Source organism: Qipengyuania aestuarii (assembly GCF_019711535.1).
Lineage (GTDB): Bacteria > Pseudomonadota > Alphaproteobacteria > Sphingomonadales > Sphingomonadaceae > Qipengyuania > Qipengyuania aestuarii.
Genome location: NZ_JAIGNP010000001.1, coordinates 541,080 through 564,740, shown reverse-complemented (window position 1 = coordinate 564,740; position 23,661 = coordinate 541,080). Strand labels below are relative to the sequence as shown.

Genomic DNA, 23,661 nt, shown 5'->3' with positions numbered 1-23,661 from the left:
TTGCGGAGAAATTCATGCGTCGTGTGGTCGTTACCGGACTTGGCCTCGTCACCCCGTTGGGCGGAGACGTCGAAACCAGCTGGGCCAACCTGATTGCTGGCAAGAGCGGGGCGGGGCAGATCACCCGTTTCGATGCCTCGAACCAGAAGGCGACGATCGCCTGCGAGGTGAAAAACAAAGACCACCCCTGGGGCTTCGATGCCGACAAGCGCGTCGATCCCAAGATCCAGCGGCAGGTCGATCCCTTCATCGTCTTCGGCCTCGATGCCGCCGGTCAGGCGCTCGAGGATGCCGGTCTGATGGAGATGGACGAAGCGACGCGCGAACGCGCCGGTGTCTCGATCGGCGCGGGGATCGGCGGTCTGCCGGGCATCGAGAAGGAATCGGTCAATCTGCATGAACGCGGCCCCGGCCGTGTCAGCCCGCACTTCGTCCACGGACGCATCATCAACCTGATCAGCGGTCAGGTTTCGATCCGCTATGGCCTGATGGGCCCGAACCACGCCGTCGTCACCGCCTGTTCGACCGGCGCGCATTCGATCGGCGATGCGGCGCGCATGATTCGCGACGACGATGCCGACATCATGCTGGCGGGCGGCGCGGAATCGACCGTCAACCCGCTCGGCATTGCCGGTTTCGCGCAGGCGCGTGCGCTCAACACCGATATGAACGACCAGCCTGAAAAGGCGAGCCGCCCCTATGACAAGAACCGTGCCGGTTTCGTCATGGGCGAGGGCGCCGGCGTCGTCGTGCTGGAAGAATATGAACACGCCAAGGCGCGCGGTGCGAAGATTTATGCCGAAGTCGTCGGCTATGGCATGTCGGGCGATGCCTATCACGTCACCGCCCCGCATCCCGAAGGCCGCGGCGCGGAACTGGCCATGCGCATGGCGCTGAAGAAGGCCGGGCTCGAACCCTGCGACATCGATTACGTCAACGCTCACGGTACTTCGACCATGGCCGACACGATCGAGCTCGCTGCGGTAAAGCGCGTGCTTGGCGACGATCTGTGCGGTGCTTCGATGAGCAGCACGAAATCCGCCATCGGCCATCTGCTCGGCGGCGCTGGCGCGGTAGAAGCGGTGTTCTGCATCCTTGCCATCCGCGACCAGATCGTTCCTCCTACGCTGAACCTCGACGATCCCGACGAGGGCACGGAAGGCGTCGATCTGGTGCCGCACGAGGCCAAGAAGCGCGAAGTCGAGGCAGTCCTGAACAACAGCTTCGGCTTTGGCGGGACCAATGCATCGCTGATCATGCGAAAGGTCGACTGACATGAAGAAGCTCGGCCTCGTACTGGGGGCCGTGGTCCTTATAGGGCTGGCGGGCCTCGTATGGTTCGCCAGCGGCTGGTACGGCTCAGCCGATGTCGAGGAGGACACCAGCTTCATCGTGCCCCAGGGTTCGACGCTGACTGCCGTCGCGCGCCTGCTGGACGAGGAAGGGCTGATCGATTCGTCGGACAGTTTCCTGCTGCGGGCGAAGGTGCTGGGTTCGGGCGATCCGATCCAGGCGGGCGAGTTTCTCATTCCGGCTAACGCAAGCGCGTCGCAGATCCTCGACACGTTCCAGAACGGCCAGGTGATCCGCCGTTTCGTCACCGTGCCCGAAGGCCTGCCCTCGATCATGGTGTGGGAACGCCTGATGGCGGAAGACCTGCTGACAGGCGAAGTACCGGTCCCCGAAGAAGGCTCGATCCTGCCCGATACCTATGATTTCGAACGGGGTGAGAGCAGGGCATCCGTGGTGGCCCGCATGCAGGCGGCTATGGACGAATATCTCGCCGATGCCTGGGCCAAGCGGACGTCGAAAGCCGTGGTGAAATCTCCCGAAGAAGCAGTCATCCTCGCGTCGGTGGTGGAGAAGGAAACGGCCGTCCCCGACGAACGGCGCATGGTGGCTGGCGCGCTGTCGAACCGCGTGCGCATCGGTATGTCGCTGGGCGCCGATGCGACCACGATCTATCCCATCACCAAGGGCAAGCCGCTGGGCCGGCGCATCAAGATCTCCGAGCTGCGCGACAGGAACCCCTATAACACGCGGGCGATTGCGGGCCTGCCCATCGGACCGATCACCAATCCGGGACGCGAGGCGATTGCCGCCGTGCTGGATCCTGCCGAGACCAAGGCGCTCTATTACGTGGCCGATGGCAGCGGGGGCCATGTCTTCGCCGAGACCCTCGACGAACATAATCGCAATGCGGCAGCGTGGCGCAAGCTGCGGCGCGAGCGCGGGGAAATGTGAGCGAGGCGGACGCCCCTCTGATCCTAACGGCGGAGCTTCCGCCCGAGCTGCATCATCGGTACACCGCCTTGCGCACCGAGCATTTCCCGCCGGAGCGCAACTATCTCGAAGCGCATGTCACGCTATTCCACGCGATCCCTGCGCAATGCGAGGATGAGCTGCGCCGATATCTGGCGCGCCTTGTGGGCGAGGTCGCCCCGGTTCGCGGGCAGGTGGAAGGGCTGATGTCGCTTGGCGGGGGCACTGCGATTAAGCTGTCCAGTCCGGACCTGCTGGCCCTGCGGGACGAGATTGCCGAGCATTTTCGCGGGCTCCTGACCCAGCAGGACCAGCATAGACCGCGGCTGCACGTGACGATCCAGAACAAGGTCACGTCCAAGGAAGCAAAGGCATTGCAGGCGCAGCTTTTGGGCACGATCGAGGCCCGCGAAATCGCTTTTCCCGGCCTTGCGCTGCATGCCTATCGTGGCGGTCCATGGGAATTTATCCGCCGCTTCGCATTTAGGGGGAAATGAGTGTTGACCGGGGGGCCTTCCCGCCCTAAATGCGCCGCCTGCCGAGCGGGCATCTGCCCGCCGCGCGGCCCTTTGGGGCGGAGTAGCTCAGGTGGTTAGAGCAGCGGAATCATAATCCGCGTGTCGGGGGTTCGAGTCCCTCCTCCGCTACCAGTATCGGATCGGTAAAGGTCCTCTAACCTTACAGCATTATACAGGGTTCAGCCCAGCCGGCGGTACTATCGTGCTATGATCAGGCTTCCGATATCGCCAGCATCTGCCGTGTCGAGCGAAGTGCGCTTTCGAAGGGTGCTTGCGTCCGTTGGATCTTCGCCATCACGCTTGCCCCCAGCCAAAGGTTGTAGAGCAAAGCGGCGACATCGCGAGCATCTCCGTCGAACTTTACCGAGCCATCGACAAGTGCCGCTTTCAGCGCGCTCTCCAGCCGAGAGATGATGCCGGACGTGCCTGACTTGAGCGCAAGCCGCATGGGTTCGGACAGATCGGAGACTTCTGCGCCCAGTTTCACCGCGAGACAGCGGCCCTGACAATCGAAGGCTGCCTGGTTCTCGCGCCAGTTGGCGAAGTAATGCATGAGACGGTCTGCCCCGATCGCTTCGGGCGCGGACAAGATCTCATCCATCTCGGCGAGATATTCCTCGAAATAGGCAGCGACCATGGCCTGGCCGAAAGCATCTTTCGAACCGAAGTAGTGGTAAAACGAGCCCTTGGGCACTCCGGCCTCCGAGAGGATCTCGGCCAATCCGACCGCGGAATATCCTTTTCGTCCCATGATCGCCTGTCCGACCGACAGGATGGCCGATCTGGTGTCGTGGTGGGGGTGAGTGGCAGCCATCACCCCCATGTAGGGACGCTTGCACCTCACGTCTACGAGATGGGGCTTCGAGGAGGTCGCGCGAGCCGTGGAAGTTGCGGAAAAATCATAAGATTATCAGGAGCGGTTGGCTTTCGCGGCGATCCGGAAATTAAAATCGCCTGCGGCACTAGACGATCGGTCTAGTCGTTCCTAAATCCATTTTGACAGAGGCCCAAGGGTGGCGCGCTTCGAAATCGGAGTGGGCTGAGACCAACTTTACTGGGCCTGTTATTCACCAGCGGCCGTTTTGTGCCGCACGGAAGGAGATTATCATGAAGGTACTAATGGTACTGACATCGCACGACACGCTTGGGGATACAGGCAAAAAGACCGGCTTCTGGCTCGAAGAGCTTGCCGCGCCATATTATGCGTTCAAGGATGCGGGCGCGGAAATCACTCTGGCCTCGCCGCTTGGCGGACGCCCGCCGCTCGACCCGAAGAGCAATGAACCCGATGCGAAGACCGACGACACGCGGCGCTTCGAAGCCGATGAGGCGGCGATGAAGCAGCTCGGGGAAACCGTGAAGCTGGCCGATGTGAACGAAGGTGATTTCGATACCGTGTTCTATCCCGGCGGCCACGGCCCGCTGTGGGATCTCGCGGAGGACAAGACATCGATCGCGCTGATCGAAAGCTTCGTTGCGGCCGAGAAGCCTGTCGCGCTGGTCTGCCACGCGCCCGGCGTCCTGCGCCACGTCAAGTCCGCCGATGGAACGCCGCTGGTTCAAGGCAAACGCGTCACCGGTTTCACCAACACCGAAGAAGAAGGCGTCGGACTGACAGATGTGGTCCCGTTCCTCGTGGAAGATGAACTGAAGGCGAAAGGCGGCAACTATTCCAGCGGACCCGACTGGGGCCCTTATGTGCTGGAAGACGGATTGCTGATTACGGGGCAGAACCCTGCATCGTCGGCACCCGCTGCGAAAGCGTTGCTGGAGGCGGTCAAGAACGCTGCCTGATAACTGGCTGGTTTAGCGTAATGCTCGGCGAACGACTTATCCCGGTGTGCTCCGTCGCATCGGGAGAAGTCATTTCTGTCTTGTGCGGCCAAAGATATATTGGGCCTGGTGTCGGTCATCCGATCGTGGATGGTGCCGAATACCGGGCCGGTGCGTAGAGTAGGCATGGAAAAGACTGTCGAAGATCTTCAGCGTGACATGCAGGCGGCCGCAGATGCTCTCGATTTCGAGGAGGCACGGCGCATCCGCGATCGGATCAATCTGATGCGCGGCGGAGCGGATGCTGAAGCGGCTGCCGAGGCAGACACGAGCGGCCTCGCGCGTCAGCGACCGGGAGCGATGGGGCTGGGCACGAGCCGGCAAAGGCCGGTTCCTCCGCCAGAGTGGAAGCCGCCCAAAAAGCCAGATCCCATGACGGCCAATCGCAATCGCAAGTAGCGACCGGCACGGTTACATAAGGCGCGATGTCCCTTGGCGACTTTGATGCTTGCGAAGGAAAACTCTTGCAATCAATTCTGGCGTTTCTGCGCCAGTTCGCGGGAAACAAAACCAACCAGCACAAGCAGGCAAGTCGCCCAGTAGATCGGCACGAAAGCCACCTCATTCCCGATGACGAGGCGTACAGCGAGTGTGGTGACCAAGCCTGCCGGTACACCAACGACCAGCCCCCACCAGCCCGCCCGCAAAAGAGGCGCGCCCGAGCCTTGTCGCTCTCGCTTGTTGAGCCAGATGAAGGTCCCTGTCGCGACGACGATGCAGAGCGCTAGCCCGAACAGAATATAGGCGATCTTGACCGGCAATCCGCCGAAGTTGCCAAAATGCAGATTATAGACCGACGCCGCCAGTTGCTGGCCGATTTCACCGTCGGCAAGGCCGGCTGTGCCATGAAACCGCCCGTTGGCGTCGAAGGCATAGTATTCGCCGAAGATCAGGCGCTGCGGATGAAGGCCGACAATCTGGACATGCTGGCCGACCGTGCCGGGATCGTGGAGTATGACGTAGGAAGGCCGTACCTCCGGGAATTCGCGCGCCATATATTCAAGTGCGGGGACCAGATTGGCGACAGGCGCAGGTGCCGCGTTCTCGGCAGGCTCGTCGCCGAAAATCGGCGCGATGGCGGCTTCGCTGTCGCCTTCGTACCCTGCGTAGGCCAGGCCGCCTGCAGTCACGTAGAACAACCCGATGACCGATCCAGTCAGCGCAATCGCCAATGCGAAGGGCAGGGTCCAAACCGCAAGCCGGTTGTGCCAGTCCACGGTTGCCACTTCGTCCCAGCGACGGGCACGCAGACGGAAGGCGTCCCGGAAGATGCGCGGATGCGCCAGTATTCCCGAGACGCTGAGAGCAACGATCATGGCGCCGAACGCGCCCACTAGGGTCATGCCGATGGTTGCGGGCAGGTTGAGCCGGTAATGGAGTGCAAGAAGGAACTCAGCCCAGGCATTCTCTTCGGGCTCGACGACCGCGCCGTCCCCGTCGACATGAAAGGCCTGCGTGTCGGTCGTCACTGTCGTACGGGGCAGCGATGGCACCGGCAGATGAACATAGAGATGGGTGGTGGTCGGAGAGCCTTCTTCCCGCTGCAGCACGTTCTGCGCTGCCCGCTGGACGCTGGCTGGAGCGATCGTCGCCATTTCCGGCGCGCCCGGCTGTTCGAGCCTCTGCCACTCCTCGTAGAGGACGAGTGCGGTGCCGCTGACGCAGATCAGATAGAGCAAGGCACAGCAGATCAGGCCGATGGTGGAATGCGCCGCCAGGCTTCGCTGGACCAGACCGTTCTCGGCATCCTTTCTCATATCACCGCTCCCTGGACCAGAACCAGTGGGAGGCAGGCGAGCGCGGGCGCTGAAAGCCAAGCAAATTGTCTCATGCGCGACCTCATGGTGAGGACGGCGAAGGAGAGGAGGGGCCAGGCGAGCGGGACGAAGGCGAGCACGGTCACATTCGCATTGGCTTCAGAGCCGCCGGTGGCCGCAATGAGGTCGCGGAGGGCCAGCGCGATCACGAGGCTGGCGAGGAGAGAGAGCGGACCGGCGATGAGGAAGGTGGCCAAGGCCTTGCCGGTGGATCGTCTGGCCGCAGGAAGGCTGCGGACTTTCGGGGCCGATTTCTTCCTCTTTGCCAAGGGTTTGGCGGCATCGAGCAGGAGGAATACCCCTGCCGCTGCCATGGCGCAAAGGCTGACATTGGCGATACCCCATGCGCCGGAGTGCGCCCCGGCCGCGAGCACGGCCAGAACGACCGTGCCCCAGCCGAGGGTGTTGAGCGTCGAAGACCTTCCGGTCCGCCCCCACGACACGCGCAGGATCACGATTCCTAAAACGGAAAGCGCGAGAGCGAACCAGATAAGCCCTTGACCGAGCATCAGAACTTATACGCCAGCGAGCCGTTGATGCTGCGTTTTTCGCCCGGATAACAATCGCCCCGGACGAGACAGACGGAGAAATATTCCTCATTCGTCACGTTACGGGCGGTCAGCCGAAGCTCGAACGGGCCGAAATCGTAGCCTGCCGAAAGGTCGCCGACGGTGTGGCCATCGACCCGGTAGGTCAGCAGGCTGCCTTCGATGGCGGAAAGGCCGTTGCTCTCGTTCCCGCCCACATAGCGAACGCCGCCGCCCAGCGAAAACCCGTCCAACGCTCCGGTGAAATTGTAGAGAGCGAAGAGCGAGGCCTGCCAGTCGGCAATCGACGTCAGGCGGTATCCGTCGGGATCCTTGGTATCAAGATAGCTGACATTGCCGTCCAGCCGCAGCCCGCCGACCAGCGCATTGGCTTCGAGCTCCACGCCGCGCACCTTCGAGACGCCTTCCTGCTGGCTGTCCCCGCCGACAAGCGAATTGGGGTTGGGCAGGTTGGACACCTCGATATCGAACGCGCTTAGTGTCACCAGCGCGTTGACGCCGCGCGGCTGGTACTTGATGCCGACTTCATATTGCCGTCCTTCCTGGGGAAGCAGCTGTTCATTGGTCAGCGTGTCGATCCCGACTACGGGCTCGAAGCTTTCGGCATAGCTGGCGTAGGGCGAAATGCCTGCAGGACCGCGCCAGAGCACGCCGACGCTGAAGCTGGTGGCATCATCTTCCTGGCGGCTGCCGTTTTCCACGCGGTTGGTCACATTGTCGAAGCGCACGCCCGCATTGGCCACCAGATTGCCGAGGCTCATCTGGTTCGAGATGTAATAGCCTGTGGATTTTACATAGTTGCGCGGGCCATCGCCCTTCATGCTTTCGACCTCGGCCACGGTCGGCACGCCGGCATACTGCGGATCGAAGGCGTTCAGAGTGCCGAGGTCCGCGAGATATGCCGTATCGGAATCGGTGAACACGTCCTGATACTGAACGCCTGCCAGCAATTCATGCTCGATCGGACCAGTGGTGAAGTCGGCGCGGGCACGGACGTCGAAGGCCATCTGTTCGCTGCGATTGTCGGCGAGATAGAAGGTCCAGCCGCCATTGCCCTCGGCATCGATGCGGGGCACGCCATTTCCGCGGAAGGAAATCCAGGCCTGCCGATAATCGGCATGGGTATCGAGATAACGTGCGACGCCTTCGACCGAGAAGATTCTGTTGATCTGCTGCTCTGCGATCAGGGTAAGCGCCAGGCTTTCGGTATCGTAGGCGTTGAAGCCTGGTGCGCCGTGATAGCTGTAGGGATCGATTTTCTCGCCGCTGGCGCCTTCAAAGAGGGTGCCTGTCACCGGAAGAAACTGGTGCGCCGTATCCGAATTCTGGTCGGAATAGTTGGCCAGGATCGTGATCTCGGTGCCGGGAGCGGGGCGGGCGGTGAAGGCCGGTGCGATGACCAGCTTGTCGTCCGAAACCTCTTTGATCTGCGTATCGGAATCGCGCAGCAGACCTACGAAGCGGAACTGCGCGCTGTCTTCGGCGCCCGGAATGGCAATGTTGATGTCCGTGGCGATCTGCTTGCGGTCGAAACTGCCGTAATCGACGCGGACTTCGCCTTCGCTGGTGCCGTGGGGGCGCTTGGTGACGACATTGATGATGCCGCCGGGCGATCCCGCACCGTACAGGACGGAGGCCGGGCCTTTCAGCACTTCGACCTGCTCCAGCGTGTAAATGTCCTGGCGGGTGTTATTGTAATAGCCGAAGAGATACTGGAGATTATCGCGGTATTCGGGCGCATCGAGGCCGCGGACCTGGGCGAAATCGCCCCTCGTGGAAAAGCCGAAGGGTTCGGCGGTGACGCCAGCGGAATAGGTGAGGACATCGTCCAGCGATTGAGCGCCCTTTTCCTGGAAATCGCGCGCGGTTTCGATGGAGATCGAACGGGCTGTTTCCATGATCGGTTTATCGGACTTGGTCGCACCGAAATCGGATAGCGCGCCCGTTACGATGATCGTGGTTTCTTCGCGCTGGTCTTCCGGATCGCCAGTCTGCGCCGATTGCGCGTAAGCCGGAGCCGCGCTCAGTAATGCGATCTGCGCGGTGGTCGCCAAAAGCGAAAGCCTCATTCCAAAAATTCCCTGTTCCTTGACCCTGGATTGATCCGTCGTGTGCGAATCGATTGAGGGCCTGCTATTGAGAACAATTATCAATTGCAAGTCTTGTGAGGGAATTTGCAGATTGGTGCTCAAGTTAAGCGATCGCTAATCCTGTCCATACTTGAACAATCGGACCACGCCCGGGCGCCGCGTCCGATTAACCGTGCAAATGCTTATCGCGTCTTTAACTGTAAATAGTGGCTGTTCAGGCGGATTGCGCGCTTCGGCGCGAACCGAGCAGGCCGCGCGCGATTACTTGGGCCTGTATTTCTCCGGCACCTTCGAAGATATTCAATATACGCGCATCGCATAAGACCCGGCTTATCTCATATTCGAGCGCATATCCGTTGCCGCCATGGATCTGCAGCGCATTGTCCGCACTCGACCACGCCACGCGGGCGCAGAGCAGTTTCGCCATCCCGGCCTCGATATCGCAGCGTTCGCCGCGATCCTTCTGACGCGCGGCGGTCCATGTAAGTTCGCGGGCGATCACAAGTTCGCAGACCATCAGAGCCAGCTTGTCCGACACACGCGGAAACGCCAGCAACGGTTTACGGAATTGCTGGCGTTGGGTCGCATAGGACAGGCCGAGGTCGAAGGCATTCCAACCCACGCCCAGTGCCCGTGCGGCGGTCTGGATGCGGGCGCCTTCGAAAGTGCGCATTAGTTGCTTGAAGCCCTCACCTTCGACGCCGCCCAGCAGGCCGTCTTCCGCAACCTCGAAACCATCGAAACCGAGGGTGTATTCCTTCATGCCGCGGTAGCCGAGCACTTCGATCTCGTCGCCCGCGATCCCTTCGTCGGGGAAGGGATCGCTATCGCTGCCGCGGGTCTTTTCGGCCAGCAGCATGGAAAGGCCCGCATATCCCGGGGCCGCAGGGTCGGTGCGGCACAGAATGGTCATCAGATCGGCGCGCGCGGCATGGGTGATCCATGTCTTTGCCCCGTCGATCCGCCATGCCCCGGTGTCGGTCTGCCGCGCCCTGGTGCGCACCGAGGCGAGGTCGGAGCCGGTATCGGGTTCGGTAAAGACCGCGGTCGGCAGGATCGATCCATCGGCGATCCGGGGAAGGAATTTCGCCTTCTGTTCGTCCGTGCCGTTCTGACCGATCAGTTCGCCCGCAATTTCGGACCGGGTGCCCAGCGATCCCGCGCAAATCCAGCCGCGCGATAATTCTTCGGAAACGAGACACATGGCCAGCTTGCCGAGACCGAGACCGCCATGCTCTTCCGGAATGCAGACGCCGAAGACACCCAGTTCGGCCATTTCCCGGACCACATCCAGCGGGATTAGGGCATCGGCCAGATGCCACCCATGAGCATGGGGCGCGATGCGTTCGCTGGCGAAGGTGCGGAACTGGTCGCGGATCATGTCCAGCGTGTCGTCACCGGTGCCTTCATAGGGGCGTTCGCCATCGGCGAGCCTGCGCGCCAGCTCCGCCCGCCTATCCGGAGTGTTGCCCGATCGGACGAAGTAGGCGGCCGCATCGCTCGCGGCGAGGGCGAAGGCTTCCTGCTGCAAACCGAAATCGGACGGCCGCACGATCTCGCTCTGGCTCATCGCCACGCCGCTGAAGATCTGGGCACAATATTCGCCGATCCCGATGTCGAGGACGAGGCGTTCCAGATCGCCAAAGGCATCTGCGTGGCTGGCCCGATCCGCCCAATCGCACAACGCGCCAAGCGCTTCGACCTGTGTGGCGATCCATGCATAGCCGTGAAGCCGGTGCTGCTCGCGTTCGGCCACCGCGGGATCGACCTTGCCGGCTATCGAAACGATTTCGCCGATTTTGTTGCGCACCATGCCGCTGAACTCTGCGGCTGATCGGGCAGCGGACCGGGCGAGGGCGAGGCTATCGGTCACTGCAGGCTCGCCCTTGCTTCCATCGCCACCACGCTATCGCAGCGGACCGCCTGATAGACCCCGTCGCTTTTGCGAAGCCAAACCGGCTGGCCCAGGAACAGCGGCGCCATCGCGCGGAAGGAAAAGCTGGCAAGCGTACCGCTGCGCTGGGCAAGCGCGGCGAGCTTTGCCGCCGTGAAGGGGCCATGGATGACCAGCGCGGGATAGCCCTCGACCTCGGTAGCATAGGGCCGGTCATAGTGGATGCGATGGGCGTTCGCCGTCGCGGCGGAGAAGCGGAACAGGTTCACCTCCTCCGGCTCCCAGATTTCGCCCTGCGGCAAGGGGTTCTCCGGCACGGGCATAGGTGTCCGCTCACCGGCGGGGCGATAGACATAGGTCTGGACTTCGCGCACGCGGACCGACCCGTCCTGCTCGAGCCGCTTTTCAACTTTCGCGAAGATCAGGTCGCCCGACCCGCCGAGCTTGTGCGTCAGCGCGATGATCTCGCTGGTCTGGCGCGCCCTTTGGCCGATAACGAGCGGTGCGAGGAAATGCATTTCGGAAGCTGCGAACATCCGCCTCGGCAGGCTGACATCGGGCAGGAACACCCCGCGCTTCGGGTGACCGTCGGGACCGATCTCGTCATCGGTCGGGGAGGGAAGGAAGAACGCCCAATGGGCAAGCGGTGGGACGGCGGACTGTCCGTCGTCGCCTAGGGCCTGCGCGTAGCGTCGTAGCGGGGCGCGGTGAAGCGTTTCCTCCTCCACCAGTTGGCGGCCAACCGCCTCCTGCCATTCGGCAAGCTGCGCCGGGGTGACGCTAGCCACCGCTCAGGCGCCCTTGAACTCTGCCTTGCGTTTCTGGAGGAACGCCATCGCGCCTTCGACCGCGTCCTGCGTGCTGCCGGCCCGGCGCTGGGCCCTGGCTTCGGCGGCCAGCGTGGCGGTGAGATTGTTTTCCAGCCCGTCGCGCAGGACCTGCTTCATTGCGCCCAGCGCCACGGTCGGCCCCTGCGCCAGCCGCTGGACGAGCGCGTCGGCCTCGCTTTCAAGGGCATCATCCTCGACGCACTTGTAGATCAGTCCGATCCGTTCCGCTTCCTCTCCGGGAATTTTCTCGCCCAGCATGATCATCCGCGTCGCCTGTGCCATGCCGATCAGGCGGGGCAGCATCCAGCTCGATCCGCCATCGGGCACCAGGCCGATATTGGCGAAGGCCTGCAGGAAATACCCGCTCTTGCCGGCGATCACGAAATCGGCAGCCAGCGCGATCGAGCATCCGATTCCGGCGGCAGGACCCTGGACCACAGATACGACCGGGACGGGCAGGCTGGCGAGTGCCTGAATCATCGGATTGTAATGGCGGGACAGCGAGCCGAAGGCGCGGTCTCCCCCGCTCACCGACATCTTCGAATTGGTAGCGAGATCGGCGCCCGAACAGAAGGCGCGGCCCGCTCCACTAAGCAACACGGCGCGTGCGCCGCCGAGGTCGGTGATGGCAGCGAAAATCTCGTCCGCCATCTGGGGCGGGCAGGCATTGAGCCGCTCGGGCCGGTCCAGCGTGATCTTGAGGACATCGCCTTCACGCTCGCTACGGATCATTTCGAAATCGCTCATCGCTGTCTCCCGCACAAAATCTGGTTTGGGCTTCCTTGGGCAAAAGGGTCTGTAAATGCAACCGACTGCGATGTTCGGTGGCCGGGGAAATGCGGATTGGGTTTCAGGCGAACTGCCACAGCAGCATCGCCATGGCGAACATGACGAAACCGGCGATGGTGGCGCTCAGCGTCCAGCTGCGGAATGTCTCCGCCTCGGTAAGCCCGAGATATTGCTTGACGAGCCAGAAGCCGGTGTCGTTGACATGGCTCGCGATCGAGGCGCCTGCACCGATCGAGACGGTGACCAGCGCGATCTGTGCCGGCGAAAGTCCCGCCGCGGTGATCAGCGGCGCAGCAAGCCCTGCGGCAGTAACCATGGCGACCGTTGCCGATCCCTGTACCACGCGGATGAAGGCGGCGAGCAGGAATGCGAAGACCGGTACCGACAGATCGAACGCCGAGACGGCATCGGTGATCTGCGCGCCCGCTCCGGACTGGATCAGGACTTCCTTGTACGCCGCTCCCGCACCAACCACGAGCACCATGAGACCCGCTGGCGCGAGAGCACGGGTCATGACATCGGACACGGTCTGCAGCGGCGCATCGAGGCGCAGTCTCAGCCACAGCCCGACGAAAGCACAGGCGATGATAAGCGCGGTGAACGGATGGCCGACGAATTCGAGCACGGTCCGCGCCGGTCCCTCGGTAAGGATGCCGCTTGCCAGCGCCGCAAGCAGGATCAGCGACAAAGGAATCAGCATGCCCGCCAGGGCCGGGACGAAGCCGATATGGGCAAGCTGGGGCGCTTCCTCGTCGAAACGTGGGGGCGGGCCGCTCTCTCCGAAGCCCTTCTGTCCCTGGGTCAGCATGGCGAACACCGGTCCGGCAATCACGGCGGCCGGGATCCCGCAGGCAAGGCCATAGATTGCCAGCAGTCCGTAATCGGTCCCGATGAGCTCGGCGACGGCGACCGGCCCGGGATGCGGGGGCAGCAAGGCATGCATCGTTAGCAGCCCTGAAAGCAAGGGCAGGGCGAAATACATGACCCGCCGCTTCGCCCGCAGCGCCAGAGTGATGACCAGCGGAGCGAGCACGATGAAGCCCACGTCGAAAAACAGGGGGATGCCGACCAGCGTGCCGATGACCACCAGTGCCCAAGGCGCGCGGCCTTCGCCGAAAGCATCGAGCAGCCGGTTTGCCAACACACCGATCCCGCCACTCGCTTCGAGTAGTCCGCCCAGCATGGCACCGAGCCCGATCACCACCGCGACGAAGCCAAGCGCTTCCCCGGTCCCCTTGCGCACGGCCGAGAGCACGTCGGCCGGTGGCGCGCCGAACGCAATGCCCGTGGCAAGCGCGACGACCAGTAGGGCGATGAAAGCGGGGACTTTCCATCGCAGTACCATGAAGATGAGCACGAATATGCTGACTGCCACGATGGCGAGGCTGGACCAGGGTTCAGCCATCACGCCACCGTCACGGTCGTCAGACGAGCTGCACCAGCGATTTCGCCTGGGCCCACCGCCCTGGCTTCAGGATTCTCCAGCCTGCCGTGAAGTCGGATATCCTCCGATGACGCGCCGACCATGATCTCGACCGATCCGGGCAAAATCTGCCAGCCGCCCCGCCAGACGGCAAAATGCTCAGGGTCGAGCGTGAAGGTCACGCGCCGCGCATCGCCGGCGGGGATCGCCAGGCGCGCAAAGCCGCGCAATTCCTTTACCGGCCTCGCCAAGCCCGCAAGGGGTGCGCGGATATAAAGCTGGACGACTTCTTCCGCGTCGCGCGCGCTGGTGTTGGTCACTGTCGCTGCAATTTTCCATGCCAGCGAGCCGCCTTTGCCTTGCGGCACGACACTCAAATCGGAATAGCGGAACTCGGCGTAGGACAAGCCATGGCCGAAGGGAAAGAGCGGTCCGATATCTGCATCATGATAGCGGGCGCTGTCCTTCGATAAATCCGGATTGGCCGGGCGACCGGTCGGCGGATGCGCGTAATATTGCGGCACCTGCCCGATCCTGCGCGGCATGCCCATCGGCAGCCGCCCCGCAGGAGACACTTCGCCGAACAAAACATCTGCAATTGCGGGGCCGCTTTCATTACCCAGGAACCACGTTTCCAGCACTGCAGGAATGCCGTCCAGAACCTCTTCGAGCGCGAGCGGGCGGCCATTCATCAGGATAGCCACGATTGGCTTGCCGGTTGCCCGAATAGCGTCGACCAGCTCTTTCTGAGGGCCGGGCAAGCCAATATCCGATCGGCTGCGGGCCTCGCCCGAATGGTCGAAATCCTCTCCCATGACGAGCAGCACAACATCTGCATTTCTTGCCGCCTCGACAGCGGCGGCAATACCGCTCGTATCGGGATCGCGCGGAGAGACGCCCGGCGCATAGGTGACCGTTCGGGATTCCAGCGCAGCCCGCAGCGTAATAGATTCGTCCATCTGGCCGCGCGCCCGCCACGATCCGATGGTGGAGGACGCATCGTCGGCAAGCGCACCGATCAGCGCGATCCGCGCATCGCTGCGCAGGGGAAGGAACTTGCCTTCGTTGCGCAGCAGCACGATCGAGCGCGTCGCAGCCTCGCGCGCTACCGCGCGATGTTCTTGCGAACCGAGAACCAGTTTTTCCCTTTCTGCTTCGCCAAAGCGGAAGGGATCGTCAAACAGGCCCAGCCCTGCCTTTGCATGCAGAATGCGGCTCACCGCTTCGTCGACCAGCGGCAGCAGGGTCTGATCGGCGGCCAGCGCTTTTTCCAGATGATCGGCATAGGTTTCGCTGGTCATGTCCATGTCGACACCCGCGCGCAGCGCCAGTGCGGCGGCCTCTACCGGGTCGCTTGCCGCTCCATGCGCGACGAGTTCGAGGATGGCGTTCCAGTCGCTGACCACCAATCCCTGATAACCCCATTGATCGCGCAGGAGCGACCGGACCAGATCGGCATTGCCGGTAGTGGGGACGCCGTTCAATTCGTTGAACGCCGTCATGAAACTCCCGGAGCCCGCAGCAATCGCGGCCTGGAATGGCGGTAGATAGACCTCGTGCAAGGTTTCATTTGAAATGTCAGCACGGTCGTAATCGCGCCCGCCATCAGCGGCTCCATAGGCGCCAAAATGCTTGGCGCACGCCAATAGCACGTCCTTGTTGGCAAGATCGTCAGTCTGGAAGCCGAGGATTTGCGCTTCGGCCATGCGCGATCCCAAATATGGGTCTTCGCCGGCCCCTTCGACAACGCGGCCCCACCGGGCATCTCGAGCGATGTCGATCATCGGTGCGAAGGTCCAATGCAGCCCGCTGACGGACGCCTCGACCGCTGCGACGCGGGCGGCGCGTCGGGCCAGTTCTGGATCGAAGCTTGCGGCCATGCCCAGCGGCACCGGCATGATCGTTCGATAGCCATGGACCACATCCATCGCGAAGAGCAGCGGGATACCAAGCCGCGATTCTTCGACCGCCACGCGTTGCAGGCGCGCGAGAGGCTCTGCTCCAGCGACGTGGAGATAGGATCCCACCCGGCCTTGGCGGACCCGGTCCAGCGCGGCATCATCAATCCGGGAATTGAGCGCTTTCTGACGACCGCCGGCGAGCTGGGTCATCTGGCCGAGCTTTTCAGCCAGGCTCATCTGGGCAATCAAACCGCGGGCCCGCCGTTCGTGTTCTTCCGATGCAGCGACTTTGCTCGCTGCGAAGGCTGGGAAGCGGGTGCTTGCCGCCAGCAGCGCGCTGGCGGCGAGAAAGGCGCGGCGCTTGATTGCGGCGTTCATCGCGCGGGCCAGCTCGTCGGCAAAACATCCTGATTAGTCCGACCCGAATCGCGCCTGCGGGCTAAATTTGGCATGTGTCGCGAGGTGACGGATCTCCTGATCCGCGTGTACGCAACCCGACCGACCTTCGCCATCATTTTCCCCTCGCCATAGACATGGCGGCTGGTGCCAGGGCCTTATGTCCGGCTCCCAAAACGCCTTGTCATGGTAGCGGTAACATTAAAAGGCCATCTGCCAAAGAGGCTATACGCAAAAACTGTCTGGTGCACGGATCAGAACGTGTCATTTAGTGATAGTTGATCGCTATTCCTGAACAGGAAGCGGCTGGTTATCGGCGAATGTTGATCACACCAATGATCTGGAGGGGTTCAGCCGCCAGCCAGAAACCCGCGGCCTGGCGAGGCGCGGGTCTCGAGTTCCGGACTATGTCGGGAAGTGCTGGCTGGGGTGGCAGGGATCGAACCTGCGAATGGCGATACCAAAAACCGCTGCCTTACCACTTGGCTACACCCCAGCAGGCGGTCGCCCCTATAGCGCGCCTATCGCGAATGTGAAGGGTCGATTTTAAACCTTTTTGCCATCGAAATCAGCCGCGGAGTGACGCTCGCGGAGCTGCGTGTCTTCATCGCCCCAAACCTTGGTCACGATCCTGCCGCGCTTTACCGCAGGGCGCTCCCCGATTTGTTTCACCCAGCGGGAGACGTTTTCGTACTCGTCGATAGAGAGGAAGGTCTTCGCCTCGTTGTAGATCGTACCTTCGACAAAAGGTGCCATCCACGGCCACGCGGCAATGTCGGCGACTGTGTACTCATTGCCGCCAAGATATTCGCTGTCCTTCAAGCGCTGATCGGCGACATCGAAAAGCCTCTTCGTTTCCATGGCGTAGCGGTTGATCGGATATTCGTACTTTTCTGGCGCGTAGGCATAGAAATGGCCGAAGCCCCCGCCGATGAAAGGGGCGCTGCCGATTTGCCAGAACAGCCAGCTGAGAACTTCGGCGCGTGTATGGTCGGTTGGCAGAAAGGCACCGAATTTTTCCGCCAGATGCATCAGTATGGCGCCACTTTCGAAAATGCGCAGCGGTTCGGGCCCGGTGCGGTCCAGCAGTGCGGGGATCTTGCTGTTCGGATTGATATTCACGAAACCGGAGCCGAATTGCTCGCCCTCTCCGATGTCGATCGTGAAGGCATCGTATTCCGCGCCCGAATGTCCTGCTTCCAGCAGTTCCTCGAACATGATCGTCGCTTTCACGCCGTTGGGCGTTGCTAGAGAATAGAGCTGAAAGCCGTGTTCGCCCTCGGGCAATGCCTTCGTTTCGCGGGCTCCAGCTGTAGGGCGGTTGATGTTGGCAAATTTCCCACCGCTCACGGTGTCGGCGCTCCATACGGCGGGCGGTGTGTAAGTGGCATCGGCCATGTTATGTCTCCTGTTTGGCGGGGCGATATGCCGCTCAACCGTTCGTCGCAAGATGGGGAACGCTAGCACGCTTTCCATGGTTGTTTGCCTTGCCATGACGAAGCTCATCTATGTCGACGATCAACTGCCAGGAATCACCCGCAAGGGTGCCGGGAAGGGGTGGGCGTATTACGACCCGAAGGGAAAGCTGATCACCGACAAGGCAGAGAAGAAGCGCCTGAACGCCGTCGCTTTGCCGCCAGCCTATACCGATGAATGGTTCTGTCCTGCGCCCAACGGCCATATCCTCGCCACCGGGATCGACGCGAAAGGGCGTAAACAATACCGCTATCACCCCGATTTCCGGGCTGAACGGGAAAGCGAAAAGTTCGATAAATGTCTGGCGTTCGGCAATCTTCTGCCGCTGGTCCGCAAGAAGGTCGAAGAAGATCTGAAAGGCCGCAAACTTACGCGCGAGCGGGCTGTGGCCAGTGTAGTTCGTTTACTCGACCTTGGTGCCATTCGCGTTGGCAATGAAGGATATGCTGAACGTAACAAGAGCTATGGTGCGACTACCCTGCGCCGCCGTCATGCCGAGGTCACGGGCAAGACGCTGAAGCTGCGCTACAAGGGCAAGTCCGGCAAGATGCGGGAAGTGACGCTGACGGACGGTAGCCTCGCGCGAATGGTGCGCAACATGCAGGACCTGCCGGGCCAGAATGTCTTCAAATATGTCGATGACGATGGCGAGGTGGAAACGGTAACCTCCAGCGACGTAAACGAATATCTCGAAGCCTGTATGGGTGAGCGCTTTACCGCGAAAAATTTCCGCACCTGGCACGCCAGCGTGCTCGGCTTCGAAACGCTGCGCACCGGTGATGGCGAAATCCCGATGAAAAGCTTGCTCGAGTGCGTGGCAACCCATCTGGGCAATACCCCGGCCGTGACCCGGAAGAGCTACATTCACCCGGCGGTGATCGATCTGGTTGGGAGGCAGGAAGACTGGCGCCGTGGTGTGAAGTTGCCGCGTGCGACCCGTTGGCATACGCGAGAAGAGCGGGCTTTGATTGCGATGCTGCAGGTTTGCCCAAGCGCTGCCGAGCTACTCGCGGCATAAAACGTAAAAATCCTAGGCATTTAAGCCACAAACCTCTAAAGTGCCGCTCACGGCCCTTCCGGTCGACTTTGGGGCGTCCGAGCGACGACGCCTCGATTGACCTGCGCGCTCCAGGACACGGCATATGCAAAGACTTGCCAATTTCGACGTTAGCCGACAGTTCGTTGGCAAGTGGAGCAAGGTTGCTGCGCAGACCATGTTCGGCATTATTTGTGCGGCGTCGATGGTCGGCTTGCGAACGCTATACGATCTATGGGCACCGACGTCTGGCCCTTTTGCAATGATTTATCCCACCGTACTGCTCGCCACTTTATATGGGCATTGGCGCGCGGGTGTTGCTGCCTTCTGTGTAAGCTTCGCTTGGGCGTGGTATTTCGTACTTCCTGCTCCTCAGTCCTTTCTCTTCACCGAAGCTACAGATCCGGCGCGTGTTTTGCTGAATGGGGTCTGCGCAATAATCGTGATTATTTTCGCGGAGGCTTTCCGCCGTGCAGCGCACAGCACCATGGACACGATCAGGGAAGAAGCAGACCGCCGGCTTACCTTGCTGGCAGATCTCGAGCACCGAACGAAAAACAATTTCGCCCTTGTCGCAAGCATGCTCGAGATTCAGAAGCGGCGAATTCCCCATGCTGAACTGCACGGACCGCTGGATGATGCGGTCGGTCGCGTGCGCACTTTTGCCGACGCTTATTCCGGTCTGGCGATGGAGCAAGGCAAGGAAAAAGACGTGGCGATCGGACCGTACCTCGACATGATGCTTACTCGTCTGGAACGCGCTGCCCTGCCGCAAAACGTTAGGCTATTTCGCGAGATCGACGACATCAAGCTTTCGCGCGAGACTGCGGTCGCCATCGGCCTCTACCTGAACGAGGCGGTTTCCAACGCAGCAAAATACGCCTTTCCCGACAACCGCGCCGGGACGCTCGCAGTTTACTTTCACTGTCGTGACGGGAAGTGGCGCCTCACAATCGAAGATGACGGAGTTGGCGAGGAGGCGCTGTCACAAACACCGGGAGGTTTGGGCAGCAAGCTGCTGTCGGCCTTCGCGCAGCAGGCGGGAGCCACGCATCACGCAGGCCCGGTGCTCAACGGCTTCCGGACAGAAATGCGGGTGGCCGACGAAGCTCTTGCCTAGAGTATCCTAAAGGGATACCGGCTTGCCATGCATTTGGCCGGCGCAAAAATCAGGGCATGGCGCGAAGCGCAAGAGCCACCTATGAGCGCGGAGGAATTCGGCCAGAGATACGGCGCTCCGGATCCTTGGCCAAGTCGTACCGTTTACGGGTGGGAAGCCAAAGGCCGCATCGCTCGTTCGTTCATACAGAAACGACTCGCGGAGCTATGTATCTGCCAGCTGGCGGATTGGCACGAAGAGGCCGCTACCGAAGCGGATCTTAAGAAAGACCCATCACCGATGGATTCAAACAATCTACATCCTTTCTTTGACCTGCATACGCATGGATTCGTGCGGGTCGCGACGGCAACGCCCAAGGTCCGGACGGCCGACGTCGCTTACAATGCCGAGGGCATTCTGGAGCAGGCGCGCAAGGCGCATGATCGCAATGTCGACTTGCTGCTCTATCCTGAACTCTGTCTTTCCTCCTACGCGATCGACGATCTGCATTTGCAGACCGCGTTGCTCGATGCTGTCGAACGCCATTTGGCCGAAATCGTCGCGGCTTCCGCAGAGCTCACCCCGGTCCTAGTCATTGGCGCTCCCCTGCGCCGCAACGGGCGGATTTACAATTGCGCAGTAGCGATCGCGAATGGTGCTGTCCTAGGGGTCGTGCCGAAAAGCTATCTGCCGAATTATCGCGAGTTTTACGAGAAGCGCTGGTTCAGCCATGGCCGGTCTTGCATCGGTCTGGAGATTTCCGTGAACGGAAGATCGGTTCCGTTCGGAACCGATCTTATCTTCCAGGCAAAGGAACTTGCAGGTTTTACCTTCGGCATGGAAATCTGCGAAGATTTCTGGTCGCCCAATCCGCCTGGTACGCAGGCAGCTCTGGCGGGGGCGACGATACTCCTGAACCTGTCCGCGTCCAATATAACGATCGGCAAGTCCGACGAGCGGCACATGCTCACACGGGCTAGCTCCAGCCGATCTGTCTGCGCTTATGTCTATTCGGCCAGCGGCTATGGGGAGAGCACGACCGATCTCGCCTGGGATGGACAGGGGATGATTTACGAGATGGGCGATTTGCTGGCGGAAAGCGTTCGCTTCGACCACGCGCCCGAGCTGTCCGTTGCCGATGTCGATACCAAGCGCATCCTTGCAGAACGCATGAGGATGCAGACCTGGGGCGATTCTGCGGATGCGGAGGGCAGGCCAGAAGACAGTTATCGTCGTATCGAATTCAGTCACGACGTTGAGCGCCGCGACATTGGCCTTGAGCGTCCCGTCCGCCGTTTCCCCTTCGTACCCAATCGGAGGGAGAAGCTGGATGAAGATTGCTATGAAGCGTTCAACATCCAGGTCGATGCGCTCATGCGCCGGATTGAGGCGACGCGGCCGAAATGTCTGGTGATCGGGATATCCGGCGGTTTGGACAGCACGCATGCCTTGCTGGTTGCTGCCAAGGCGATGGACCGGCTGGGGCGCCCGAGAACCGATATCCGCGGCTATACGATGCCCGGCTTTGCCACGTCGGACCACACCAAATCCAATGCCTGGAAACTGATGGATGCCTTTGCCATCACGGCCGAAGAAATCGATATCAGGCCAGCTGCGAGGCAAATGCTAGAGGATATGGACCATCCCTTCGCCAAGGGTGAGGAAGTCTATGATGTCACCTTCGAGAACGTGCAGGCGGGCCTGCGTACCGATTACCTCTTCCGGCTGGCAGGCCATCATGGTGGCTGGGTCATCGGTACGGGTGATCTGTCCGAACTTGCGCTTGGCTGGTGCACCTATGGGGTAGGGGACCAGATGAGCCATTACGGCGTCAATTCCGGAGTTCCTAAGACGCTGATCCAGTATCTAATACGTTGGACTACGACGACTAACCAGTTCGACGACGGTGTGGACGAGGTGTTGGGAGCAATCCTCGACACCGAAATAAGTCCTGAACTCGTGCCCGCCGGCAAAGACGGAATCATCCAGTCCACTCAATCGATTATCGGTCCCTACGAACTGAACGATTTCTTTCTTCACCATGTGATCCGCTGGGGTCAGAGCCCGAGCCACGTGGCGTTTCTGGCATGGCACGCATGGAAAGATGCGGATGATGGGCTCTGGCCTATCGGTTTTCCCGTGGAAGCCCGCAACCAGTACGATCTGGCAACCATCCGCAAATGGCTGGAGAATTTCGTGAAGCGGTTCTTTGGCTTCAGCCAGTTCAAGCGGAGTGCATTGCCCAACGGACCGAAAGTCAGCGCTGGCGGCGCGCTTTCACCGCGCGGGGATTGGCGCGCGCCGAGCGATGCCGTCGCGGACATCTGGCTCGACGATATCAAGAGAAACGTGCCGGAAAGCTTGTAGGCTTTCCGGCACGTCACTGGTCACATGGGGCAAGGGAGGATTATGCGACCAGCTGTTCCACCTTCTCATGAGCCTCGGCGATCTTTTCTTCTCCGCCTTCGCCCATGATGCCATCGGCCGCGACGATTTCCACATCATGCATGCCGAGGAAGCCGAGGAAGAACTTGAGCCAGGGGCTCATGAAATCAACCTCGCTGCCAATCGGCGTTCCGCCGGTCGCGGCGGTGAGATAGACCTTCTTTCCGGTCAGCAGGCCTTCGGGACCGTTTTCGGTATAGCGGAAAGTCGTTCCGGCGCGGGCGACAAGGTCTGCCCATGCCTTGACCGTGGCAGGCACTGAAAAGTTGTAGACCGGCACGCTGAACACGATGGTGTCTGCCTGCTGCAGTTCCTCGATCAGCTCGTCGGCGATCTTGGCCAGTTCGTGCTGCTCGGTCGACCGGTCGGCATAAGGAGCAAGGTTGGCTGCGAAGCGATCAGCATCGATATACGGCAGATCGTTCTTGGAAAGGTCGCGCGTGACTACGTCGGCGCCCTGGCTCTCGGCAAGTTTGCCGACAAGCTTCTGGCCCAGACCGCGGGATACGGATTCTTCGCCACGAATGCTGGCGGTGATGTGAAGAATAGTGCTCATAGTCAGTCTCCTTTTCAGGCCGCGTCCACGAGGACGAGTTCGGAATCCTCGAGCGCGGTTATGGTAATTATTTCTTCCTTGGTGATGGCCACACCGTCGCGGGCCTTCGCTTCCGTATCTCCCACGCGGATGCGCCCGGTGGCCGGCACGAGATAGAGATGACGATCCGCCTGGCGGGGGACGTAAGTCACGCTTTCGCCGGCCTTGATAGTAGCTCCCAGAACGCGGGCGTCGGTGCGGAGGGGGAGGGCATCCTCATCATTGTCAGCTCCGCTGGCGAGCGGGATGAAAGCGCCGGCACGGTCGCCTTTCGGAAATTCCCGGGCTCCCCAATCGGGCTCGCCGCCACGTTGCGTAGGAATGATCCAGATCTGGAAGATGGTCGTTTCCTCGTCTTCCAGGTTGAATTCCGAGTGGGCCACGCCGCGGCCTGCGCTCATCACCTGAACATCGCCTGCTTCGGTACGCCCTTCATTGCCCATGCTGTCGCGGTGGGTAATGGCACCGGTGCGGACATAGGTGATGATCTCCATGTCCTGGTGGGAATGGGTCGGAAAGCCGGATTGCGCCGCGATAACATCGTCATTCCAGACGCGCAGGGCGCCCCAGTTTACGCGGGCCGGATCATGATAGCCCGCAAATGAGAAGTGATGATGGGCATCGAGCCAGCCATGATTGGCTGCACCGAGGCTTTCGAATGGTCTGTGTTCGATCATAGCGGTCTTCCTTTCGCAGGACTGCCTTGTTG

Annotated in this window: 20 protein-coding genes and 2 tRNA genes; 9 read left to right on the top strand and 13 right to left on the bottom strand. The window is 61.3% G+C overall.

Annotation, left to right across the window (positions count from 1 at the left end; all coding sequences use genetic code 11):
- Positions 1-14 precede the first annotated feature (14 nt).
- The 4 genes from fabF to K3175_RS02755 all read left to right on the top strand — a co-directional run bounded on the left by fabF (position 15) and on the right by K3175_RS02755 (position 2,912).
- Positions 15-1,274 carry a beta-ketoacyl-ACP synthase II gene (gene fabF, locus K3175_RS02770; protein WP_221541830.1) on the top strand — a complete coding sequence of 420 codons (1,260 nt, stop codon included), beginning with the start codon at positions 15-17 and terminating at the stop codon, positions 1,272-1,274.
- 1 nt (position 1,275) lies between these two features.
- Positions 1,276-2,244 carry an endolytic transglycosylase MltG gene (mltG, locus tag K3175_RS02765; protein WP_221541829.1) on the top strand — a complete coding sequence of 323 codons (969 nt, stop codon included), beginning with the start codon at positions 1,276-1,278 and terminating at the stop codon, positions 2,242-2,244.
- The gene (locus K3175_RS02760; protein WP_221541828.1) at positions 2,241-2,759 is read left to right on the top strand and encodes a 2'-5' RNA ligase family protein; all 519 of its coding nucleotides are present in this window, start codon (positions 2,241-2,243) and stop codon (positions 2,757-2,759) included. Before mltG ends, K3175_RS02760 begins: the two co-directional genes overlap by 4 nt.
- Before the next feature lie 76 nt (positions 2,760-2,835).
- Positions 2,836-2,912 (top strand) — tRNA-Met (locus K3175_RS02755).
- A 79-nt stretch (positions 2,913-2,991) separates the two neighbouring features.
- Here K3175_RS02755 and K3175_RS02750 read toward each other — a convergent pair.
- Positions 2,992-3,594 carry a TetR/AcrR family transcriptional regulator gene (locus K3175_RS02750; protein WP_221541827.1) on the bottom strand — a complete coding sequence of 201 codons (603 nt, stop codon included), beginning with the start codon at positions 3,592-3,594 and terminating at the stop codon, positions 2,992-2,994.
- Between the two features lie 293 nt (positions 3,595-3,887).
- On the opposite strand from K3175_RS02750, the gene K3175_RS02745 reads away from it, so the two are divergent.
- Positions 3,888-4,574 carry a type 1 glutamine amidotransferase domain-containing protein gene (locus K3175_RS02745; RefSeq protein WP_221541826.1) on the top strand — a complete coding sequence of 229 codons (687 nt, stop codon included), beginning with the start codon at positions 3,888-3,890 and terminating at the stop codon, positions 4,572-4,574.
- Positions 4,575-4,739: 165 nt separating this feature from the next.
- Entirely contained in the window at positions 4,740-5,012 is a 273-nt protein-coding gene (locus K3175_RS02740) for a UvrB/UvrC motif-containing protein (RefSeq protein WP_221541825.1), read from the top strand.
- A gap of 71 nt (positions 5,013-5,083) precedes the next feature.
- Here the strand turns inward: K3175_RS02740 and K3175_RS02735 are convergent, their stop codons facing one another.
- From K3175_RS02735 to yghU, 10 genes are all read right to left on the bottom strand, one after another.
- The gene (locus K3175_RS02735; RefSeq protein ID WP_221541824.1) at positions 5,084-6,370 is read right to left on the bottom strand and encodes a PepSY-associated TM helix domain-containing protein; all 1,287 of its coding nucleotides are present in this window, start codon (positions 6,368-6,370) and stop codon (positions 5,084-5,086) included.
- Positions 6,367-6,939, bottom strand: a complete 573-nt coding sequence (locus K3175_RS02730) for a hypothetical protein (RefSeq protein WP_221541823.1) — start codon at positions 6,937-6,939, stop codon at positions 6,367-6,369. Before K3175_RS02730 ends, K3175_RS02735 begins: the two co-directional genes overlap by 4 nt.
- Positions 6,939-9,047, bottom strand: a complete 2,109-nt coding sequence (locus K3175_RS02725) for a TonB-dependent siderophore receptor (RefSeq protein ID WP_221541822.1) — start codon at positions 9,045-9,047, stop codon at positions 6,939-6,941. Before K3175_RS02725 ends, K3175_RS02730 begins: the two co-directional genes overlap by 1 nt.
- Before the next feature lie 235 nt (positions 9,048-9,282).
- Positions 9,283-10,881, bottom strand: coding sequence for an acyl-CoA dehydrogenase family protein (locus K3175_RS02720; RefSeq protein WP_221542329.1), 1,599 nt, complete (start codon positions 10,879-10,881; stop codon positions 9,283-9,285).
- A gap of 56 nt (positions 10,882-10,937) precedes the next feature.
- Positions 10,938-11,750, bottom strand: a complete 813-nt coding sequence (locus K3175_RS02715; protein ID WP_221541821.1) for an HTD2 family dehydratase — start codon at positions 11,748-11,750, stop codon at positions 10,938-10,940.
- A gap of 3 nt (positions 11,751-11,753) precedes the next feature.
- Positions 11,754-12,539: an enoyl-CoA hydratase-related protein gene (locus tag K3175_RS02710; RefSeq protein WP_221541820.1), complete on the bottom strand. Its 786-nt coding sequence runs from the start codon at positions 12,537-12,539 to the stop codon at positions 11,754-11,756.
- Between the two features lie 103 nt (positions 12,540-12,642).
- A complete protein-coding gene (locus tag K3175_RS02705) occupies positions 12,643-13,986 on the bottom strand; it encodes a GntT/GntP/DsdX family permease (protein ID WP_221541819.1) in 1,344 nt (447 codons plus the stop codon).
- Entirely contained in the window at positions 13,986-16,283 is a 2,298-nt protein-coding gene (locus K3175_RS02700) for a glycoside hydrolase family 3 N-terminal domain-containing protein (RefSeq protein WP_247710623.1), read from the bottom strand. The genes K3175_RS02705 and K3175_RS02700 overlap by 1 nt, the downstream gene beginning before the upstream one ends.
- A 439-nt stretch (positions 16,284-16,722) precedes the next feature.
- Positions 16,723-16,797, bottom strand: a tRNA-Gln gene (locus tag K3175_RS02695).
- A 50-nt stretch (positions 16,798-16,847) separates the two neighbouring features.
- Entirely contained in the window at positions 16,848-17,699 is an 852-nt protein-coding gene (gene yghU, locus K3175_RS02690) for a glutathione-dependent disulfide-bond oxidoreductase (RefSeq protein WP_221541818.1), read from the bottom strand.
- A 94-nt stretch (positions 17,700-17,793) separates the two neighbouring features.
- Here yghU and K3175_RS02685 point away from each other — a divergent pair, with 94 nt between their 5' ends.
- The 3 genes from K3175_RS02685 to K3175_RS02675 all read left to right on the top strand — a co-directional run bounded on the left by K3175_RS02685 (position 17,794) and on the right by K3175_RS02675 (position 22,279).
- A complete protein-coding gene (locus K3175_RS02685) occupies positions 17,794-18,795 on the top strand; it encodes a DNA topoisomerase IB (RefSeq protein ID WP_221541817.1) in 1,002 nt (333 codons plus the stop codon).
- 124 nt (positions 18,796-18,919) lie between these two features.
- Positions 18,920-19,933, top strand: coding sequence for a sensor histidine kinase (locus K3175_RS02680; protein WP_221541816.1), 1,014 nt, complete (start codon positions 18,920-18,922; stop codon positions 19,931-19,933).
- Positions 19,934-20,212: 279 nt separating this feature from the next.
- Complete coding sequence (locus tag K3175_RS02675) at positions 20,213-22,279, top strand: NAD(+) synthase (RefSeq protein ID WP_221541815.1); 2,067 nt, start codon at positions 20,213-20,215, stop codon at positions 22,277-22,279.
- 40 nt (positions 22,280-22,319) lie between these two features.
- On the opposite strand, the gene K3175_RS02670 is transcribed toward K3175_RS02675, so the two are convergent.
- Together K3175_RS02670 and K3175_RS02665 are read right to left on the bottom strand one after the other, a co-directional pair.
- The gene (locus tag K3175_RS02670; protein WP_221541814.1) at positions 22,320-22,913 is read right to left on the bottom strand and encodes an FMN-dependent NADH-azoreductase; all 594 of its coding nucleotides are present in this window, start codon (positions 22,911-22,913) and stop codon (positions 22,320-22,322) included.
- Positions 22,914-22,927: 14 nt separating this feature from the next.
- Entirely contained in the window at positions 22,928-23,629 is a 702-nt protein-coding gene (locus tag K3175_RS02665) for a pirin family protein (RefSeq protein WP_221541813.1), read from the bottom strand.
- Positions 23,630-23,661: the final 32 nt, after the last annotated feature.

Coding starts and splice junctions, on each gene's coding strand:
- fabF (WP_221541830.1), top strand. CDS start 15: ATGCGTCGTGTGGTCGTTACCGGACTTGGCCTCGTCACCCCGTTGGGC.
- mltG (WP_221541829.1), top strand. CDS start 1,276: ATGAAGAAGCTCGGCCTCGTACTGGGGGCCGTGGTCCTTATAGGGCTG.
- K3175_RS02750 (WP_221541827.1), bottom strand. CDS start 3,594: ATGGCTGCCACTCACCCCCACCACGACACCAGATCGGCCATCCTGTCG.
- K3175_RS02745 (WP_221541826.1), top strand. CDS start 3,888: ATGAAGGTACTAATGGTACTGACATCGCACGACACGCTTGGGGATACA.
- K3175_RS02740 (WP_221541825.1), top strand. CDS start 4,740: ATGGAAAAGACTGTCGAAGATCTTCAGCGTGACATGCAGGCGGCCGCA.
- K3175_RS02735 (WP_221541824.1), bottom strand. CDS start 6,370: ATGAGAAAGGATGCCGAGAACGGTCTGGTCCAGCGAAGCCTGGCGGCG.
- K3175_RS02730 (WP_221541823.1), bottom strand. CDS start 6,939: ATGCTCGGTCAAGGGCTTATCTGGTTCGCTCTCGCGCTTTCCGTTTTA.
- K3175_RS02725 (WP_221541822.1), bottom strand. CDS start 9,047: ATGAGGCTTTCGCTTTTGGCGACCACCGCGCAGATCGCATTACTGAGC.
- K3175_RS02720 (WP_221542329.1), bottom strand. CDS start 10,881: ATGGTGCGCAACAAAATCGGCGAAATCGTTTCGATAGCCGGCAAGGTC.
- K3175_RS02710 (WP_221541820.1), bottom strand. CDS start 12,539: ATGAGCGATTTCGAAATGATCCGTAGCGAGCGTGAAGGCGATGTCCTC.
- K3175_RS02705 (WP_221541819.1), bottom strand. CDS start 13,986: ATGGCTGAACCCTGGTCCAGCCTCGCCATCGTGGCAGTCAGCATATTC.
- K3175_RS02700 (WP_247710623.1), bottom strand. CDS start 16,283: ATGAACGCCGCAATCAAGCGCCGCGCCTTTCTCGCCGCCAGCGCGCTG.
- yghU (WP_221541818.1), bottom strand. CDS start 17,699: ATGGCCGATGCCACTTACACACCGCCCGCCGTATGGAGCGCCGACACC.
- K3175_RS02685 (WP_221541817.1), top strand. CDS start 17,794: ATGACGAAGCTCATCTATGTCGACGATCAACTGCCAGGAATCACCCGC.
- K3175_RS02680 (WP_221541816.1), top strand. CDS start 18,920: ATGCAAAGACTTGCCAATTTCGACGTTAGCCGACAGTTCGTTGGCAAG.
- K3175_RS02675 (WP_221541815.1), top strand. CDS start 20,213: ATGGATTCAAACAATCTACATCCTTTCTTTGACCTGCATACGCATGGA.
- K3175_RS02670 (WP_221541814.1), bottom strand. CDS start 22,913: ATGAGCACTATTCTTCACATCACCGCCAGCATTCGTGGCGAAGAATCC.
- K3175_RS02665 (WP_221541813.1), bottom strand. CDS start 23,629: ATGATCGAACACAGACCATTCGAAAGCCTCGGTGCAGCCAATCATGGC.